Annotated in this window: 19 protein-coding genes and 1 pseudogene; 6 read left to right on the plus strand and 14 right to left on the minus strand. The window is 60.2% G+C overall.

Translation table 11 applies throughout. From position 1 onward, the window contains the following. The first annotated feature begins 117 nt into the window (after positions 1–117). From AC1DHT_RS17480 to AC1DHT_RS17490, 3 genes are all read left to right on the plus strand, one after another. Entirely contained in the window at positions 118–915 is a 798-nt protein-coding gene (locus AC1DHT_RS17480; RefSeq protein WP_427537679.1) for a transporter substrate-binding domain-containing protein, read from the plus strand. A gap of 165 nt (positions 916–1,080) precedes the next feature. Beyond that, positions 1,081–2,040, plus strand: coding sequence for an amino acid ABC transporter permease (locus AC1DHT_RS17485; protein WP_477761415.1), 960 nt, complete (start codon positions 1,081–1,083; stop codon positions 2,038–2,040). Next, positions 2,033–2,767 (plus strand): amino acid ABC transporter ATP-binding protein, encoded by a 735-nt coding sequence (locus AC1DHT_RS17490; protein ID WP_427537682.1) that lies wholly within the window; start codon positions 2,033–2,035, stop codon positions 2,765–2,767. Before AC1DHT_RS17485 ends, AC1DHT_RS17490 begins: the two co-directional genes overlap by 8 nt. Before the next feature lie 158 nt (positions 2,768–2,925). Here the strand turns inward: AC1DHT_RS17490 and AC1DHT_RS17495 are convergent, their stop codons facing one another. The 11 genes and pseudogenes from AC1DHT_RS17495 to ubiE all read right to left on the minus strand — a co-directional run bounded on the left by AC1DHT_RS17495 (position 2,926) and on the right by ubiE (position 11,130). After that, on the minus strand, positions 2,926–3,798 hold the full coding sequence (locus AC1DHT_RS17495; protein WP_427537951.1) for a methyl-accepting chemotaxis protein: 873 nt from the start codon (positions 3,796–3,798) through the stop codon (positions 2,926–2,928). Beyond that, positions 3,784–4,842, minus strand: a pseudogene (locus tag AC1DHT_RS17500) (methyl-accepting chemotaxis protein); the annotation flags it as partial. The gene AC1DHT_RS17495 and the pseudogene AC1DHT_RS17500, both read right to left, overlap by 15 nt. A 229-nt stretch (positions 4,843–5,071) precedes the next feature. Beyond that, positions 5,072–5,779, minus strand: a complete 708-nt coding sequence (locus tag AC1DHT_RS17505) for a 16S rRNA (uracil(1498)-N(3))-methyltransferase (RefSeq protein WP_427537685.1) — start codon at positions 5,777–5,779, stop codon at positions 5,072–5,074. Further along, entirely contained in the window at positions 5,776–6,570 is a 795-nt protein-coding gene (gene tatC / locus AC1DHT_RS17510) for a twin-arginine translocase subunit TatC (RefSeq protein ID WP_071552327.1), read from the minus strand. The genes AC1DHT_RS17505 and tatC overlap by 4 nt, the downstream gene beginning before the upstream one ends. Then, positions 6,567–7,013, minus strand: coding sequence for a Sec-independent protein translocase protein TatB (gene tatB, locus AC1DHT_RS17515; RefSeq protein ID WP_103317086.1), 447 nt, complete (start codon positions 7,011–7,013; stop codon positions 6,567–6,569). The genes tatC and tatB overlap by 4 nt, the downstream gene beginning before the upstream one ends. 10 nt (positions 7,014–7,023) lie before the next feature. After that, positions 7,024–7,305: a twin-arginine translocase TatA/TatE family subunit gene (locus AC1DHT_RS17520; protein WP_103317087.1), complete on the minus strand. Its 282-nt coding sequence runs from the start codon at positions 7,303–7,305 to the stop codon at positions 7,024–7,026. Between the two features lie 25 nt (positions 7,306–7,330). After that, positions 7,331–7,663: a phosphoribosyl-ATP diphosphatase gene (locus AC1DHT_RS17525; RefSeq protein WP_018929162.1), complete on the minus strand. Its 333-nt coding sequence runs from the start codon at positions 7,661–7,663 to the stop codon at positions 7,331–7,333. Further along, complete coding sequence (gene hisI, locus AC1DHT_RS17530) at positions 7,656–8,054, minus strand: phosphoribosyl-AMP cyclohydrolase (protein WP_427537690.1); 399 nt, start codon at positions 8,052–8,054, stop codon at positions 7,656–7,658. Before hisI ends, AC1DHT_RS17525 begins: the two co-directional genes overlap by 8 nt. Before the next feature lie 81 nt (positions 8,055–8,135). After that, positions 8,136–9,740, minus strand: a complete 1,605-nt coding sequence (gene ubiB, locus AC1DHT_RS17535; protein ID WP_427537692.1) for a ubiquinone biosynthesis regulatory protein kinase UbiB — start codon at positions 9,738–9,740, stop codon at positions 8,136–8,138. Further along, positions 9,737–10,360 carry a ubiquinone biosynthesis accessory factor UbiJ gene (locus tag AC1DHT_RS17540; RefSeq protein ID WP_427537695.1) on the minus strand — a complete coding sequence of 208 codons (624 nt, stop codon included), beginning with the start codon at positions 10,358–10,360 and terminating at the stop codon, positions 9,737–9,739. The genes ubiB and AC1DHT_RS17540 overlap by 4 nt, the downstream gene beginning before the upstream one ends. Continuing rightward, positions 10,360–11,130: a bifunctional demethylmenaquinone methyltransferase/2-methoxy-6-polyprenyl-1,4-benzoquinol methylase UbiE gene (gene ubiE / locus AC1DHT_RS17545; RefSeq protein ID WP_007989286.1), complete on the minus strand. Its 771-nt coding sequence runs from the start codon at positions 11,128–11,130 to the stop codon at positions 10,360–10,362. The genes AC1DHT_RS17540 and ubiE overlap by 1 nt, the downstream gene beginning before the upstream one ends. Positions 11,131–11,285: 155 nt before the next feature. On the opposite strand from ubiE, the gene AC1DHT_RS17550 reads away from it, so the two are divergent. The 3 genes from AC1DHT_RS17550 to AC1DHT_RS17560 all read left to right on the plus strand — a co-directional run bounded on the left by AC1DHT_RS17550 (position 11,286) and on the right by AC1DHT_RS17560 (position 12,954). After that, complete coding sequence (locus AC1DHT_RS17550) at positions 11,286–11,561, plus strand: polyhydroxyalkanoic acid system family protein (RefSeq protein ID WP_427529255.1); 276 nt, start codon at positions 11,286–11,288, stop codon at positions 11,559–11,561. 186 nt (positions 11,562–11,747) lie between these two features. After that, positions 11,748–12,170 (plus strand): phasin family protein, encoded by a 423-nt coding sequence (locus AC1DHT_RS17555; protein ID WP_054595211.1) that lies wholly within the window; start codon positions 11,748–11,750, stop codon positions 12,168–12,170. Between the two features lie 10 nt (positions 12,171–12,180). Then, complete coding sequence (locus AC1DHT_RS17560) at positions 12,181–12,954, plus strand: phasin family protein (RefSeq protein WP_477761416.1); 774 nt, start codon at positions 12,181–12,183, stop codon at positions 12,952–12,954. Between the two features lie 231 nt (positions 12,955–13,185). On the opposite strand, the gene AC1DHT_RS17565 is transcribed toward AC1DHT_RS17560, so the two are convergent. From AC1DHT_RS17565 to phaZ, 3 genes are all read right to left on the minus strand, one after another. Then, positions 13,186–13,806 carry a TetR/AcrR family transcriptional regulator gene (locus AC1DHT_RS17565; protein ID WP_427537701.1) on the minus strand — a complete coding sequence of 207 codons (621 nt, stop codon included), beginning with the start codon at positions 13,804–13,806 and terminating at the stop codon, positions 13,186–13,188. 63 nt (positions 13,807–13,869) lie between these two features. After that, the gene (gene phaC / locus AC1DHT_RS17570; protein WP_477761417.1) at positions 13,870–15,552 is read right to left on the minus strand and encodes a class II poly(R)-hydroxyalkanoic acid synthase; all 1,683 of its coding nucleotides are present in this window, start codon (positions 15,550–15,552) and stop codon (positions 13,870–13,872) included. A 114-nt stretch (positions 15,553–15,666) separates the two neighbouring features. Continuing rightward, entirely contained in the window at positions 15,667–16,524 is an 858-nt protein-coding gene (gene phaZ / locus AC1DHT_RS17575) for a poly(3-hydroxyalkanoate) depolymerase (RefSeq protein WP_427537707.1), read from the minus strand. Between the last annotated feature and the right edge of the window lie 124 nt (positions 16,525–16,648).

Below are 16,648 nucleotides of genomic sequence, written 5' to 3' on the forward strand. Positions count from 1 at the left end.
GTTAGCATCGCCACCCTCTTTGTGCGCCCGGACAACTTTCTGTCCGTAACTGCCGGTTTTAAAAAGAAAATCGGCTTTTTGTGCGCCTGACAACACTATGGGTTAGGGGAGTTGATGATGAAGAAGTATCTCTCGATGCTGCTGCTCGGCGTCACGGCACTGGTTGCCGTCAACGCGGCGCACGCCGGCGCCATCGACGACGCAGTCAAGCGTGGCACGCTGAAAGTCGGCATGGACCCGACCTACATGCCGTTTGAAATGACCAACAAGCGTGGCGAGATCATCGGCTTCGAAGTCGACATCCTCAAAGCCATGGCCAAGGCCATGGGCGTCAAGCTGGAGATGGTCTCCACCGGCTACGACGGGATCATCCCGGCCCTGATGACCGACAAGTTCGACATGATCGGCAGCGGCATGACCCTGACCCAGGAACGCAACTTGCGCCTGAATTTCAGCGAACCATTCATCGTGGTCGGTCAGACATTGCTGATCCGCAAGGAACTGGAAGGCACCATCACCTCCTACAAAGACCTGAACACCGCGGACTACCGCATCACCTCCAAGCTCGGCACCACCGGCGAAATGGTCGCGAAGAAGCTGATCTCGAAAGCCAAGTACCACGGCTACGACAACGAGCAGGAAGCCGTGCTCGACGTGGTCAACGGCAAGGCTGACGCCTTCATCTATGACGCGCCCTACAACGTCGTGGCAGTGAACAAGGTCGGCAACGGCAAACTGGTGTTCCTCGACAAGCCGTTCACCTACGAGCCACTGGCGTTCGGTCTGAAGAAGGGTGACTACGACAGTATCAACTTCATCAACAACTTCCTGCACCAGATCCACGAAGACGGCACCTACGATCGCATCCATGACAAGTGGTTCAAAGACTCCGGCTGGCTCAAGGACATGGAATAAGGCTGATTGCGGCGGGGTGTCAATGACACCGCGCCGCTCCAATCGCGAGCAGGCTCGCTCCCACAATTGACTGCGTATTTATTGACGACTCGGTCCAATGTGGGAGCGAGCCTGCTCGCGATGGCAGTTTTCCTGGCAACACAGAATTCGGAACTCTCAAAGCTAATGAAACAGAAAAAAGCCCAATGGCCCTGGCACGTACTGACCGTGCTGGTGCTGATCGGCATGGCTGGCGCCTTGTACTACGCCACCTCGCTGATGTCTTACGAATGGCGCTGGAACCGCGTGCCGCAGTATTTCGCCTATCAGGCCGAAGAGACCCAGCGTGCCGCTGACATTTCCACCGTCAGCGAGCTGGTGCGCACTGGCGGCAAGGCCGAAGTGACCCTGCGCAATGACGCCGGGGTCGAACAACTGCTGAGCGTTGATGACAACAGCCTGCAAGTGGCCCGTGGCGACGACGTGGCGGAAGGCGATGTGGTTGGCGTGACCCGGCATTGGGCGGCAGGACCGCTGTTGTGGGGCCTGTGGACAACGTTGTGGCTGTCGCTGGTGTCGGGCGTGCTCGGGCTGCTGATCGGCCTGGCGACTGGCCTCTGCCGGCTGTCGAACAACCCGACCCTGCGCGACCTGTCGACCGTCTACATCGAACTGGTGCGCGGCACGCCGCTGCTGGTGCAGATCTTTATCTTCTACTTCTTCATCGGTACGGTGCTCAACCTGTCCCGCGAATTTGCCGGGATCGCCGCACTGTCGCTGTTCACCGGTGCCTATGTGGCCGAGATCATTCGTTCCGGCGTGCAGTCGATTGCCCGTGGGCAGAACGAAGCTGCCCGTTCGCTGGGATTGAGCGCTGGCCAGTCGATGCGCCACGTGGTGTTGCCGCAAGCGTTCAAGCGCGTGCTGCCACCGTTGGCCGGGCAATTCATCAGTCTGGTCAAGGACACCTCGCTGGTGTCGGTCATCGCTATTACCGAGCTGCTCAAGAGTGGCCGTGAAGTCATCACCACCTCGTTCTCGCCGTTCGAAATCCTGTTTTGCGTGGCGGGCCTGTACCTGTTGATCAACCTGCCGCTGTCGAAAATCGCCAGCCGGCTTGAGCGGAGGCTCGCGCAAAKTGATTGAAGTCCGCGATCTGGTAAAAGTCTTCGACACCCGCGGCCTAGTGGTCCGTGCGGTCGACAACGTCACCACCCAAGTGGCCAAGGGCGAAGTGCTGGTGGTGATCGGCCCGTCCGGTTCCGGCAAGTCGACCTTTCTGCGCTGCCTGAATGGCCTGGAAGCATTCGACTCGGGCTCGGTGAGCATCGACGGTCTGCAACTGGCGGACCCGAAAACCGACGTCAACGCTTACCGCCGCGAAGTCGGGATGGTGTTCCAGCACTTCAATCTGTTCCCGCACATGACCGTGCTGGAAAACCTCTGCCTGGCGCAGAAAGTCGTGCGCAAGCGCGGCAAGCAGGAGCGCGAGGCCAAGGCCCTGGCCTTGCTGGAAAAGGTCGGCATCGCGCAGAAGGCCCACGAGTTTCCGTCGCGGCTCTCTGGCGGTCAGCAACAGCGGGTAGCGATTGCCCGGGCGCTGGCCATGGAACCTAAAGTGATGTTGTTCGATGAGCCGACGTCGGCGCTGGACCCGGAAATGGTCGGCGAAGTACTGGACGTGATGAAGACCCTGGCTGTGGAAGGCATGACCATGGTCTGCGTGACCCACGAAATGGGCTTTGCGCGGGAAGTTGCGGATCGGGTGCTGTTCTTCGATCACGGCAAACTGCTGGAAGACGCCTCGCCGGCCGAGTTCTTCGATGCGCCGAAGGACCCGCGGGCGCAGGCGTTTTTGCGGCAGGTTCTATAACCTCGTCGCCTGTCAGACCGCTATCGCGAGCAGGCTCGCTCCCACATTGGTCCTGTGTGAAGCACAAATAGTGCACACACCGAAAAGCCACTGTGGGAGCGAGCCTGCTCGCGATGGCATCACCTCGGTCCCAAGCCAACCGAGGCATCTGCATCACTTCAAACCCTGAACTTGCCCACCAGCATCTGCAGATGGGTGCCCAGCCGTGCCAGTTCGACGCTGGAGGCCGCGGTCTCTTCGCTGGCGGCCGAGGTCTGGTCGGAAACGTCCCGCACGTTCAGCACGCTGCGGTTGATTTCCTCGGCCACGGCGCTCTGTTGTTCGGCGGCTGCGGCGATCTGCTGGTTCATCGCCTGAATCGCCGAGACCGTGCGAGTGATAGTGGACAGCGAACCGCCAGCGCGACGAGTCAGCTCCACGCTGCTGTCGGTGAGGCTACGGCTGTTGTCCATGATGGTGGCGACCTGCTGAGTACCGCTTTGCAGGCCGGCAATCAGCTCTTCGATCTCTTCGGTGGATTTCTGGGTGCGTTGCGCCAGGCTGCGCACTTCGTCGGCGACCACGGCAAAACCACGTCCGGCCTCTCCGGCCCGTGCTGCCTCGATAGCGGCGTTGAGGGCCAACAGGTTGGTTTGTTGGGCCACGGACTTGATCACGTCCAGCACGCTGCCGATCTTGTCGCTCTCACGCTTGAGATGCCCCATGGCTTCAGTGGAGTTGCCGACTTCAGTGGCCAGGCGTTCGATCTGGGCGATGGCTTCGCCGACCACCTTGTCGCCTTCGCGGGCCTGTTGGTCGGCGGCGACGGCGGCTTCCGACGCTTCCTCGGCGTTGCGTGCGACTTCCTGCACGGTGGCGGCCATTTCGTTCATGGCGGTGGCCACCTGGTCGGTTTCAATCTTCTGGTTGTTGACCCCGGCGCTGGTTTGCTCGGTCACGGCAGAGAGTTCTTCGGCAGCGCTGGCGATCTGTGTCACGCCTTCGCTGATACCGCCGATCAGTTCACGCAGGCCGACGGTCATGCTCTGCATAGCGCGTTGCAGTTGGCCGAGTTCGTCGCGACGCTGGGAAATGAGATTGTGAGTCAAGTCGCCGGCAGCCACCCGTTCAGCAACTTCAAGAGTCTGGTTCAGCGGGATGATGATCTGCCGGGTGATGGCCCAGGCAGCGAGCAGGCCGAATGCCAGTGCCAGCGCGGTCACCAGCAGCAGGGTGTTTTTGGCATGGGTGGCTTCGGTGTCACGTACGTTAGTTTGTGCGGCGGTAAGTTTCTTGCTCAGCTCGAACAGCAAGTCGCCTTGCTTGGCCATGTCCTTGAGGGCGGTGGCACTGGCCACCTGGGAATCGCGGTATTGGCTGACGGCCGCGCGGTAGGCGATCAACGAGTCGGTGGCTTGTTGCAGGTTGGCGGTGTGCTGTTCCGGGAGTTTTTCCGGCAGGGCCTTGAGGTACTTCAAGGCGTTGTCGATGGCGTCCAGCGCCGGTTGCTCAGCCTCGACTTTGCCGCTGTAGGTGTAGCCGCGCACCTGGAAGCGTGCTTGCTGGATCAACTTGCCCAGCTCGATGACGCTGTTGAACTGGGTGACGCTGTCGCCTTGCAGCAGGACCTTTTCGACTTCTGCCATGCGAGCTACAGCGTTGTCGGCGCTGGCTCCGAGTTTGGCGCGGGCCGCTTCGCGGTTGGTGGTGGCCTGGGTCATGTCGGCAAAGGCGTGTCTGTACTCGCTGACGGCTTCAACCTGCTGATTGAGCATCGCCACATTAGCCGGTTGCACGATCACCTTGAGGGCGCCTTGCAGGCCCTCTTCAAGCTTGCCCAACAAGTCGCTGACCGCTGCCGGACCTTGTTCGCCGCGACGCATTTCATAGTCCAGACGAGCAATGCGCAGGTCTTTGGTCAGCTCATTGAGGCTGGAAATGTACCCGAGCTTGTCACCGCGGCTGATGATGCTGTTCATGCCCGTCCAGCCATTCACAGTGATCAGCAGGGTCAGGAGCAACACCAGGCCAAAGCCGATGCCAAGCTTGCGATTGACGCTCACATTTCCCAGGTGTTCGGCTAACCATCGGTACATGCTTAGGACTCCCTATGACCACGTTAATTGGATTTATAGAGAGACTATCGGCCGACCGATGGAGATCTGTAGGCCGCTAATGTCTGGGCTGGCAGTCACTTGTGGCGAGGGAGCTTGCTCCCGTTCGGCTGCAAAGCAGTCGTAAAGTCGGTGGATGCGTTCTTGCTCGAAAAAAGCGATGGCCGCTTCGCGCCCAAGCGGGAGCAAGCTCCCTCGCCACAGGGTTGTCTTAGAACAACCGCGAAAGCAGGGCCGTGACGGCGGTTTCGACCCGCAGGATGCGGTCGCCGAGCTGTACCGGTTGCAGGCCGGCCTTGGTCAGCAGGTCGACTTCGTAGGGGATCCAGCCGCCTTCCGGGCCGATGGCCAGGGTCACCGGTTCATCCAGCCCGCGGGGGCAGGGCGGGTACTGGCCGGGATGGCCGATCAGCCCGAGGGTGCCGTCGGCGATGGCCGGCAGGCGGTCTTCGACGAAGGGCTTGAAGCGTTTCTCGATGACGATCTCGGGCAGCACGCTGTCGCGAGCCTGTTCAAGACCGAGGATCAGTTGCTCGCGGATCGCCTCGGGTTCGAGGAACGGTGTCTGCCAGAAGCTCTTCTCGACCCGATAGCTGTTCACCAGCACGATTCGCGGCACACCCATGGCGGCCACCGTCTGGAACACTCGGCGCAGCATCTTCGGCCGTGGCAGGGCCAGCAGCAGGGTCAGTGGCAGCTTGGCCGGTGGCGGCTGGTCGAGGGTGACGCGCAGTTCGGCTTCGGTGGCTTCCAGGCGCAGCACTTCGGCTGAGCCCATCAATCCGCCAATCCGCCCGACCCGCAGGCTGTCGCCGACTTCACAGCGGTGGACTTCCTGCATGTGGGTCAGTCGGCGATCGCGCAGGATCACCCGGTCAGCCGCAATGAAATCGGCCTCTTCGAGGAGCAGCAGGTTCACGGTTGAGTCGCTGGCGGCTGGTCGTTGTGATCGTCAGCCGGCTGGTCATCCGCCGGTTTTTCGCGTTTGCTGACCAGGCTGCCAAACAGGATACCGATCTCGAACAACAGCCACATCGGCACGGCCAGCAGGGTCTGCGAGAAGATGTCCGGCGGGGTCAGGATCATGCCGACCACGAAGCAGCCGATGACCACGTACGGGCGGATCTTCTTCAGGTATTTGACGTCGACCACGCCGATCCACACCAGCAGCACTACGGCCACCGGGATCTCGAACGCCACGCCGAAGGCGAAGAACAGCGTCATGACGAAATCCAGGTAACTGGTGATGTCGGTCATCATTTCCACGCCCGCCGGAGTGGCCGAGGCGAAGAACTTGAAGATCAGCGGGAACACCAGAAAGTAGGCGAACGCCATGCCGGTGTAGAACAACAGGATGCTGGATACCAGCAGCGGCACTGCGATGCGCTTTTCATGCTTGTACAGGCCCGGCGCGATGAAGCCCCAGATCTGATGCAGGATCACCGGGATCGCCAGGAACAGCGAGACCATCATGGTCAGCTTCAACGGCGTCAGGAATGGCGAGGACACGTCGGTGGCAATCATCGTCGCGCCGGCTGGCAAATACTGGCGTAGCGGTATCGAGACGAAGGTGTAGATCTGCTGGGTGAAGGCAAACAACCCGGCGAAGATCAGGAAAATCGCCGCGACGCAGCGCAGCAGGCGAGTACGCAACTCGGTGAGGTGCGAAACCAGCGGCATGTGCTGGTCGTTCTCTGGAATATCGCTCATGGGGCTCGCGGCGGCAGTGTTGGGTCGTGGGGAGCCGGCGCAGTGGTTGCCGCCGCAGGAGTAACAGGGGCTGTCGGTGGTGCGGCAACGACCGCTGGAGGCGGCTCGACCGGTGTTGCGACAGCTGCAGTTTCGGCAGCAGGCGCAGGCGCCTGGACCGTCTGCTCGGCTACCGTCTCGACTGGTGTCGGCTGCTGGGCTGGATTGAGGATTTTGCGGGCCTCTTGTTCCAGCGACAGAATGTGCTCGTTGTGCAGTTGCCGGCGAATCTCGTCGGCACCGATTTCACGTTCAACTTCCTGTTTGATCGCGTTAAAGCTGCGCTTCAGGCGTCCGATCCACAGGCCGGCGGTGCGCGCAGCGCCCGGCAGGCGCTCGGGGCCCAGCACCAGCAGGGCAACGAGGCCGACAAGCAGCAGTTCAGAGAAGCTGATACCGAACATTAGTCTGCGCTCACGAGTCTTTGCGGGTCGGCTCTTCGACTTTATGGGCCTGCACGTCGATGGTGTGCGGCTCTTTCAGTGTCGAGGCCTGTGGCTGCACCGGCGCTGTTGGCTGTGCAGTGGTCGGCGGCACGACGGGTTCGGCAGGCTTCTCTTCGTCGTTCATGGCTTTGCGAAAGCCCTTGATCGTTTCGCCGACGTCGGTGCCGAGGTTTTTCAGTTTTTTGGTGCCGAATACCAGTACCACGACAATCAGGATGACGATCCAGTGTTTCCAGTCAAAAATGCCCATGTTGCTGCTCCTCTCTAATCGTTATTCAGGCGGACGGGCGCGAGGCTTTCTCGACGTGACCGGACAGGCCGAAGCGGCGGTCCAGTTCATCGAGCACGGCCTGCGGATGCTGCCCCAGTTGGGCGAGCATGACCATACTATGGAACCACAGGTCAGCGGTTTCGTAGATTACATCACTGCAATCTCCGCTGATGGCGGCGTCTTTGGCAGCAATGATCGTCTCGACCGATTCTTCGCCGACTTTTTCCAGAATCTTGTTCAAGCCCTTGTGGTAAAGGCTGGCGACATAAGAGCTGTCGGCGGCAGCGCCTTTACGTTCTTCCAGCACTTGGGCCAGACGGGTCAGGGTGTCAGTCATGTTTGTGGTCCGAATAGATGGCGTGCGGGTCCTTGAGCACCGGGTCGACGGTTTTCCAGTCGCCGTTTTCATAGACGCGGTAGAAGCAGCTTTGACGGCCGGTATGACAGGCGATGTCGCCGATCTGCTCGACCATCAGAATGATCACGTCGGCGTCACAGTCCAGGCGCATCTCATGCAGGGTTTGCACATGCCCGGACTCTTCGCCCTTGCGCCATAGCTTGCCACGCGAGCGTGACCAGTAGATGGCGCGGTTCTCGGCGACGGTCAGTTCCAGCGCTTCGCGGTTCATCCAGGCCATCATCAGCACGCGCCCGGTTTTATGGTCCTGGGCGATCGCCGGCACCAGGCCGTCGCTGTCCCATTTGATCTCGTCCAGCCAATCTTTCATCTTCGACTCCGACAGCGGGCTCGACACTTCAGTAGTGGAACCCTGGCGTTGGAACAGTGTGCCAGCGTGCAGCGCGGCTGGCTATCGTCGAACGATCAGATACAAGCCCACGGCCACCATGATCGCGCCGGGCCAATGGCCGAGTCCGTCCAGGGGACCGCCGGCCAGCAGGATCGCGCCGCCCGCAAGATGCGCGGTGCCGAGCAGACGCAGGAACCAGTCGTCCGAGCGGCGATGCCAGGCCGGTTGCGGGTTTACGGCGTGCGGCTGCGACAGGCGATCAAGCAGGTCGCGGGTCATGTTGGCCAGGTGCGGCAGTTGCTCGACCTGATTGTGCAGGTTGCCGAGCAAGGTTTTCGGGCTGACACGCTCGCGCATCCAGCGTTCGAGGAACGGCTGGGCGGTGTTCCACAGGTCCAGTTCCGGGTACAGCTGACGGCCCAGGCCTTCGATGTTGAGCAGGGTTTTCTGCAAAAGAACCAGTTGTGGCTGCACTTCCATGTTGAAGCGACGTGCCGTCTGGAACAGGCGCATCAACACCTGGCCGAAGGAAATATCCTTGAGCGGTTTTTCGAAGATCGGTTCGCAGACTGTACGGATTGCCGCTTCGAATTCGTTGAGTTTGGTTTCTGCCGGCACCCAACCCGAATCGATGTGCAGTTGGGCGACACGGCGATAGTCACGCTTGAAGAAAGCGAACAGGTTGCGTGCCAGATAGTCCTGGTCTTCAGGCGTCAGGCTGCCGACGATCCCGCAGTCGATCGCAATGTACTGCGGGCTCCACGGCTGCACGGTGCTGACGAAGATGTTGCCGGGGTGCATGTCGGCGTGGAAGAAGCTGTCGCGGAACACCTGAGTGAAGAAGATCTCCACGCCACGTTCGGCGAGCATTTTCATGTCGGTGCGCTGGTCGGCGAGGGTCGCGAGGTCAGTGACCTGAATCCCGTAGATACGCTCCATCACCAACACTTTTGGCCGGCACCAGTCCCAGTAGACTTGCGGCACGTATAGCAGCGGCGAGCCGTCGAAGTTACGCCTCAGCTGGCTGGCATTCGCCGCTTCGCGCAGCAGGTCGAGTTCGTCGAAGATGGTCTTTTCGTAATCGCCGACCACCTCCACCGGGTGCAGCAGGCGGGCGTCGGCGGAGAGTTTTTCCGCTGCGCGGGCGAGGATGAACAGCCAGGCCAGGTCTTGCGCGATCACCGGTTTGAGGCCCGGGCGTATGACCTTGACCACCACTTCTTCGCCGCTTTTCAACTGCGCCGCATGGACTTGCGCCACCGAAGCCGAAGCCAGTGGCTCGATGTCGAATCGGCTGAACACATCGTTGATTTTCTTGCCCAGCTGTTCTTCGATCAGCTTGACCGCTACCTGCGAGTCAAACGGCGGCACACGGTCCTGCAGCAGCATCAGCTCATCGGCGATGTCTTCGGGCAGCAGGTCGCGGCGGGTCGAAAGAATCTGTCCGAACTTGATGAAAATCGGCCCCAGGTCCTGCAAGGCCAGCCGCAAGCGCGCGCCCCGGCTCAGGTCCAGGGTTTTACGCGGAAACCAGCGCCACGGCAGCGCATAACGCAGCCCCAGCAGGAACCACGGCAATGGCAGGGCGAACAGCAGGTCATCGAGGCGGTAGCGGATCACGACGCGCTGGATGCGCAACAAACGGCGGACGGCAAGCAGCTTCATGCGTTATCGCTTGAATCAAGGGATCGGGAAAGACGCTCGAAACGCGCCTCAAGACGTTCCAGATCAAGTTTGATCTGGTCCAGTTCACTAAACCGCGCTTCGGCTTCGCGCTGGCCGACGAGGGCCCGCGATTCTTCGGCGAGGTAGTCGGCAAGATTCTGGTTCAGGCTGGCGAAACCCTGCTGATACCAGCGTGCGCGGCTGCGCAAGTGACCGCCCAGCAGTTGCGTGGCGACCGGGCCGAGCCAGCGCGAGAGTTCGTATTCCCAGTCCAGCTCCAGGTCCTGAAGGACCGATGCCAGCGCCAGCAGCACGCCGCTGTCGCCGTCGAGTTCAACGTCAGGGCCATGCAGGACCGCCGTCTTGTCCTTGCTCAAAGCCAGCTTGAGCAGGCTTGCCGCCGGTGCGCGCAAGGTGCAGTCGGCGTCCGCGGCCCAGTGTGCTGCCAGCAGCAGGCCTTCGTCGCTGGGCACAATGAACATCTGCAACGCCGGGCTGCGGCAATCGACGGCAATCACCTTGCCGTTCAACGGCGCCAGACGCGGCAGCGCCGTGCTGTCGAGCCGCAGCACCCGGTTGAGGCCGAGTTCGACGCTGGCGAGCAGGCCGGCGAGCAACATCAGGGTTTGATGCCGCGGTGCAGGGCGACGATGCCTGCGGTCATGTTGTGATAGGTCACGCGGTCGAAACCGGCTTCAACCATCATCGACTTCAGGGTTTCCTGGTTCGGGTGCATGCGGATCGATTCGGCCAGGTAGCGATAGCTTTCCGAGTCATTGGTGATCAGCTTGCCCATCAACGGCATGAAGGCGAACGAGTAGGCATCGTAGGCCTTGGACATCAGTGCGTTGGTCGGTTTGGAGAACTCCAGCACCAGCAAGCGACCGCCCGGTTTGAGCACCCGCAGCATGGAGCGCAGGGCGTCTTCCTTGTGAGTGACGTTGCGCAGGCCGAACGCGATGGTCACGCAGTCGAAGTGGTTGTCCGGGAACGGCAGCTTTTCAGCGTCGGCCTGAACGAATTCGACGTTGCCGGCCACACCCAGATCCAGCAGGCGGTCACGACCAACCTTGAGCATGGATTCGTTGATGTCGGCGAGCACGACCTGGCCGGTCGGACCGACAAGGTGCGAGAACTTTCGGGTCAGGTCGCCGGTGCCGCCGGCGATGTCCAGCACGCGGTTGCCGGTGCGAACGCCCGACAGTTCGATCGCGAAACGCTTCCACAAACGGTGCATGCCGCCCGACAGGAGGTCGTTCATCAGGTCGTATTTGGCGGCTACCGAGTGGAAAACCTCAGCGACTTTTTCCGCTTTCTGGCTTTCCGGAACGTTTTTGAAGCCGAAGTGAGTGGTGGGTTCGGCATCGCTGCCTTTGCGCTGATCAGTCATATCGCTGTCACCAAAAGAGAATGCGCGACATTCTAATCCCCAAGGCATGCTTTGTCTTGGCAAGGCTGAAGGTAAGATAGGCAACCGCCCGGACGTTTTGACGCAGCAGGGGTCAGAATGCTTGAGGCAAGTCCCGATAAAGCAGGAGTCATTCAGTGGCCCATATTAGTGTTGAGCGTACCCACGGCCTGGGTAAGGAAGCAGCCCGCGAGAAGGCGGACAAACTGGCGGAGAAACTGGCCGCGCAATATGGCCTGGAACCTCAGTGGTCGGGCGACACCCTGAACCTCAAGCGTTCCGGGGTCAAAGGTGCGGTCTATGTGGGCGACACCTCGATCAGGGTCGATGTCGAACTCGGTCTATTGATGTCAGCCATGAGCGGCACCATCAAGTCGGAAATCGAAAGAGCCCTCGATAAAGCGCTGGTCTGACTCTCATTCTTTCTGTGGAATGAGAACCCTGTGGGAGCGAGCAGGCTCGCTCCCACAATAGAACGCTGTCATTCGCATTGTTTGTGTCAGTTGTTAGGGTGCCGTTTCTAATTTTTCTCACTACGTTGTGCCTGAGCCCGACGCTTGACGGGCAGTTCCTCAAACCTTCTGCGCGTGAGGTGCACCATGGCCAAAGTTACTTTGAAGAAAAAAACTGACGTTCAGCCGACTGCGTTGAACGAGGTGAAATCCTATGCCCGCAAGATCTGGCTGGCAGGCCTGGGTGCCTACACCAAGGTCGGCCAGGAAGGCAGCGAGTACTTTCAGGAGTTGATCAAGGCTGGTCAAACTGTTGAAAAGAAAGGCAAAAAAGTCGTTGCCGAGAAGCTTGAAGCGGCCAATGCCGAGATTGATGAAGCCAAGAGTGAAGTCAGTACCTTCAAAGGCAAAGTCGAAGTTCAGCTCGACAAAGTCGAGAAGGCTTTCGACACGCGTGTTGCAAGTGCCTTGAATCGTATCGGCATTCCGTCTAAACATGACGTTGAGACACTCTCTGCTAAGCTCGATGAGCTGACGGCATTGCTCGAACGCGTCGCGCGTAAACATTAAGGAGAACGGGATGGCTGGCAAAAAGAACACCGAGAAARAAGGCAGCTCGTGGATTGGGAAAGTCGAAGACTACTCCCGCAAAATCTGGCTTGCTGGTTTAGGCGTGTACTCGAAGATCGACACTGACGGCAGCAAACTCTTCGAGTCATTGGTTAAAGATGGCGAGAAAGCCGAGAAGCTCACCAAGAGCGCTGTCGGCAAAACTGTCGACGCTGCCAAAGACTCCGCTCAATCGGCCAAGTCGCGTATCAGTGGTGTCAAAGATCGCGCGCTGGGCAAGTGGGATGAACTGGAAGGGGCTTTCGACAAGCGTCTGAACAGCGCGATTTCGCGTCTTGGCGTGCCAAGCCGCAATGAAGTCAAAGCGCTGCACAGCAAGGTCGATACCCTGACCAAGCAAATCGAAAAACTCACCGGTGCCAAGGTTGCGCCTGTTGCCGCTAAAACGGCAGCAGCCAAACCCGCCGCGAAAACTGCCGCCAAACCCCTGGTAAAAGCTGCCGCGAAACCGGCTGCCAAACCAGCGGCGAAAGCGCCAGCGAAGCCGGCAGCTAAAACCGCGGCAGCCAAACCTGCAGCGGCCAAGCCAGCAGCCAAACCGGCTGCTGCGAAGAAACCGGCCGCCAAGAAGCCAGCAGCCCCGAAAGCGGCTGCACCGAAACCAGCAGTGGCTGCCGCCAAACCGGCAGCACCGGTCAGCCCGGCGAACTCCGCCGCGGCGCCAACCCCTGCTGTGACCCCGACTGTAGCGCCAACCCCATCGGCGCCAACCAGTCAGTCCTGATTAACCCAGGGCACGCAAAAACGCCCGGCCTGCGAAGGTCGGGCGTTTTTGTTTGTGCCGCAAAAGCTGAGTGGCTCGCCAACCTGTGTAGCAGCTGCCGAAGGCTGCGTTCGGCGACGAAGTCGTCGTAAATCGGTCACCCGGTTTTATCAGGTAGGTTGTGCTATCCGGATTGCGACTGCTGCGCACTCGAACGCAGGCTTCGCCAGCTGCTACAGGGGCGGTGTTGCTTCAGTCATGCTCTTCCAGATACTGCAACGCCAACTGCTCGGTTGCGAGTTTCGCCGACGGCGGCAGGTGCGGCGCCACCAGCATCATGATCTGGTAGACCACCACGCGTACTTCGCCTTCGCGATCGAGAATCCGCTGATAGTCCAGGGAAAACAGCAAGGTCATGGTGATCTGTTCCACCAGTTGCCCGAGTGCCTGGGTATCGCTGACCAGTTGCCCCTGAGCCTTCAACTGCGCCAGTAACGAGGCCAATGTGCGTTTGAGGGCATTGAGCAGATTACGGATGCCCTTGGCCAGTTTCGGCAAACGTCCGGCCAGGTTCGACAGGTCCTGGAACAGGAAGCGGTAGTGCGCCAGGCGTTCAACGATCAGGTGCAGGAACAGCCAGTAATCCTCCGGTGCCAGTTGCACGTCCGACGGTGGATCGAGCAATGGCGTCAACTCACCCTGAAAGCGCTCGAACAACCCGAGAATCAGCGGCTCCTTGCCGTGAAAGTGGTAGTAGAGGTTGCCGGGGCTGATCCCCAGCTCATTGGCAACTTCCATGGTAGAGACATTCGGCTCGCCCTTTTGGTTGAACAACTGCAGGGCACATTCAAGAATCCGGTCGCGGGTTTTCATCCAGTCTTCTTAGTGATTCGTCAGGCCACGGCCGACACTTCAGGCCGTGGCACGGGGGAGAGTTCAGCGTACGCGTACGTAGGTGCCTGGCGCCGCTTCCATCGGTGGATAGTTCTGGTTACCAAGGGCCATCAAGGTTTCGCGCTGAGCACCGGAACGTTCCTGAATCCAGACCAGCCACTGGTTCCACCAACTGCCATCGACGTGTTTGGCGTCGTAGTACCAGGCCCGTGGATCGCTGCTCAGTTTCGGGCTTTCGACATAGTTGGCCTTGGGGTTGCTCGGTGGGTTGAGAATGCTCTGCACGTGGCCGCTGTTGGACAGCACGAAGCGCCGCTCGCCGCCCAGCAGCAGTGTCGAGCGGTACACCGCATCCCAAGGCGTGATGTGGTCGTTGATCCCGGCGACGCTGAAGCTGTCGACGTTGACTTTCTGCAAGTCGATTGGCKTACCGCAGACCTCCAGTCCGCCAGGATGGGTCAACGGGTTGTGCTTGAAGAAGTCCAGCAGGTCGCCATGAAAGGCAGCCGGCAGGCGAGTGTTGTCGTTGTTCCAGTAGAGAATGTCGAAGGCTGGCGGCTCTTTGCCCAGCAGGTAGTTGTTGACCCAGTAGTTCCAGATCAGGTCGTTGGGGCGCATCCAGGCAAAGACCCTGGCCATGTCGCGACCTTCGAGTACGCCTTTCTGGTAGGAGCGTCGCTTGGCCGCCTCGAGGGTTTGTTCGTCGGCAAACAGGGTCGCCGGGCTTTCCAGTTCACTGTCGAGCAGGCTCACCAGATAGGTCGCGCTCGAGACCCGACGCAGCTGCCGCTTGGCTTGCAGATGTCCTTGCAGAGCGGCGATGGTCAGGCCGCCGGCGCAGGCGCCCATCAGGTTGACCTCGCGGCTGCCGCTGATCGCCCGGCAGACATTCAGCGCTTCTTCCACGGCTTCAACGTAACTCGACAGGCCCCATTCACGATGACGGACATCCGGGTTGCGCCAGCTGATCATGAACACCTGCAGGCCGTTTTTCAGCGCGAACTGGACGAAGCTGTTGTGCGGGCTCAAGTCGAAAATGTAGTACTTGTTGATCTGCGGCGGCACCACGAGCAGCGGCCTTGCGTACTGCTTTTCGCTCATCGGCTTGTACTGCATCAGCTCCAGCAGTTCGTTGCGAAACACCACGGCACCGGTGGTGGTGGCTACCGTTTTGCCGACTTCGAAGGCGTGCTTGGTCACCTGGCTGGGCAGGCAGTTGTTGTGCATCAAGTCGTCGAGCAGATGGCTGAGACCGCGCACCAGACTTTGGCCACCAGAGTTGAACAGCTCCTTGACCGCCAGCGGGTTGAGCAACGTGTTGGACGGTGAGACCGCGTCATTGAGCAGGGTAAAGGCAAAGTGCGCGCGTGCACGGTCATCGGCGGGCATGCCGCTTTCATCGATCCATTTTTTGATCTGCTTCTGCCAACTCAGGTAAGCCTGAAGGCCACGTCGGTAAAACGGATTGAGGGTCCAACTCGGGTCGGCGAAGCGGCTGTCCGAAGGGTTGGGCTGATGCAGGGTCTCGCCCAGTAGTACCCGGCCCAGCTGGCCACCCAATGCCAGTGCGTGTTTGGCACTCTGTACCGGGTGGCGCAAGCCATGGGCGGCGACGCTGCGCAGAGTCGAGAACAGATCCCGGCCGCGCAGACCGGTAATCGCACTCTGGGCATTGATGAATGCGGCGGGTGGAGGGAAGGCGCCCGGCGCTTTTTTGTCTCGCATGAGTCAACACTCCTTCGTCAAGCCATCAACAAGTACATCAATTCCGAATAGACACCATAGTCGCTTCGGACCTCCCTTGCGGCTTTCGACACGCCTGTCGACATACGCAGTACGTTATGTGCCGCCGAACGACCCCGGGTGCGGATGCATCACCGCCCGTTGGCGTTCTTCCTGGAGAAATTTCATGATGATCGGTGCGACGGCTTCAGCCCGAGTGATCAGGAATAAATGGCCGTCGTCGATTATGTGTAGCTGGGCATTGGGAATACGCCAGGCGAGTATCCGCATATTGATCAGCGGAATGAGCGGGTCATCGTCACCGGCCAGCACCAGGGTCGGCTGATTGATTTTGTGCAGCCAGTGAATACTGGTCCAGCCCAGGCCCGCGAATAGCTGCCAGTAGTAGCCAAGCTTGCCCGCCGAACGCACTTTGCTCGCGTGCTCCGCTGCGAGGTTCGGATCACGACGGAACGAACCACCGTAAATCAGCGGCGCAATGCGAATCACGTGGGATGGCTGGATGTAGCGTCTGGGGCTGGCCATCATCCACAGCACTTTCGGTTTGCCCGGCACCATCACCATGCCCGCCGCCGTCGCTGCCAACACCAACTTCTTGCAGCGCTCGGGGAAGTCGAAGGCAAACTGTTGGGCGAGTGCCCCGCCCCAGGAAACACCGACCACGTTGACTTGCCCGTAATCGAGGTAGTCGAGCATCCGTGCGGTCAGCTTGGCCAGGCCGGGAAAGCGGTAAGGGTGGGTAGGCGTCGATGAACCGCCGACACCGGGGACATCGAAGGCGATCACTTCCAGGTCCGGGTCAAGTGCCTGGACAAACGGAAACACCAGCTCCAGGTTGGCGCCGATGCCGTTGAAAATCAGCAAGGGCGTCAAGTGAGGCTTGCCGGGGCGTACCGCGGTGCGGATGGTTTGACCATCCAGGTCGACAGTACGAAATATGAACGGTTGCGGCATGCTTCAAGCCCTGTGGGTCGATGTCTCATTTTCATTGTGGGAGCGAGCCTGCTCGCGATGACGGCGGCACATTCAACCCTTTTGTTGGTTGTGACACCGCTATCGCGAGCAGGCTCGCTCCCAC

Source organism: Pseudomonas sp. 05N432 (genome assembly GCF_056396945.1).

Bases quoted from the DNA above. Each gene is read 5' to 3' on its own strand.
- AC1DHT_RS17480 (WP_427537679.1), top strand. From the start codon at position 118: ATGAAGAAGTATCTCTCGATGCTGCTGCTCGGCGTCACGGCACTGGTT.
- AC1DHT_RS17495 (WP_427537951.1), bottom strand. From the start codon at position 3,798: ATGCAGAGCATGACCGTCGGCCTGCGTGAACTGATCGGCGGTATCAGC.
- tatC (WP_071552327.1), bottom strand. From the start codon at position 6,570: ATGAGCGATATTCCAGAGAACGACCAGCACATGCCGCTGGTTTCGCAC.
- tatB (WP_103317086.1), bottom strand. From the start codon at position 7,013: ATGTTCGGTATCAGCTTCTCTGAACTGCTGCTTGTCGGCCTCGTTGCC.
- AC1DHT_RS17520 (WP_103317087.1), bottom strand. From the start codon at position 7,305: ATGGGCATTTTTGACTGGAAACACTGGATCGTCATCCTGATTGTCGTG.
- AC1DHT_RS17525 (WP_018929162.1), bottom strand. From the start codon at position 7,663: ATGACTGACACCCTGACCCGTCTGGCCCAAGTGCTGGAAGAACGTAAA.
- hisI (WP_427537690.1), bottom strand. From the start codon at position 8,054: ATGAAAGATTGGCTGGACGAGATCAAATGGGACAGCGACGGCCTGGTG.
- ubiB (WP_427537692.1), bottom strand. From the start codon at position 9,740: ATGAAGCTGCTTGCCGTCCGCCGTTTGTTGCGCATCCAGCGCGTCGTG.
- AC1DHT_RS17540 (WP_427537695.1), bottom strand. From the start codon at position 10,360: ATGTTGCTCGCCGGCCTGCTCGCCAGCGTCGAACTCGGCCTCAACCGG.
- ubiE (WP_007989286.1), bottom strand. From the start codon at position 11,130: ATGACTGATCAGCGCAAAGGCAGCGATGCCGAACCCACCACTCACTTC.
- AC1DHT_RS17555 (WP_054595211.1), top strand. From the start codon at position 11,748: ATGGCCAAAGTTACTTTGAAGAAAAAAACTGACGTTCAGCCGACTGCG.
- AC1DHT_RS17565 (WP_427537701.1), bottom strand. From the start codon at position 13,806: ATGAAAACCCGCGACCGGATTCTTGAATGTGCCCTGCAGTTGTTCAAC.
- phaZ (WP_427537707.1), bottom strand. From the start codon at position 16,524: ATGCCGCAACCGTTCATATTTCGTACTGTCGACCTGGATGGTCAAACC.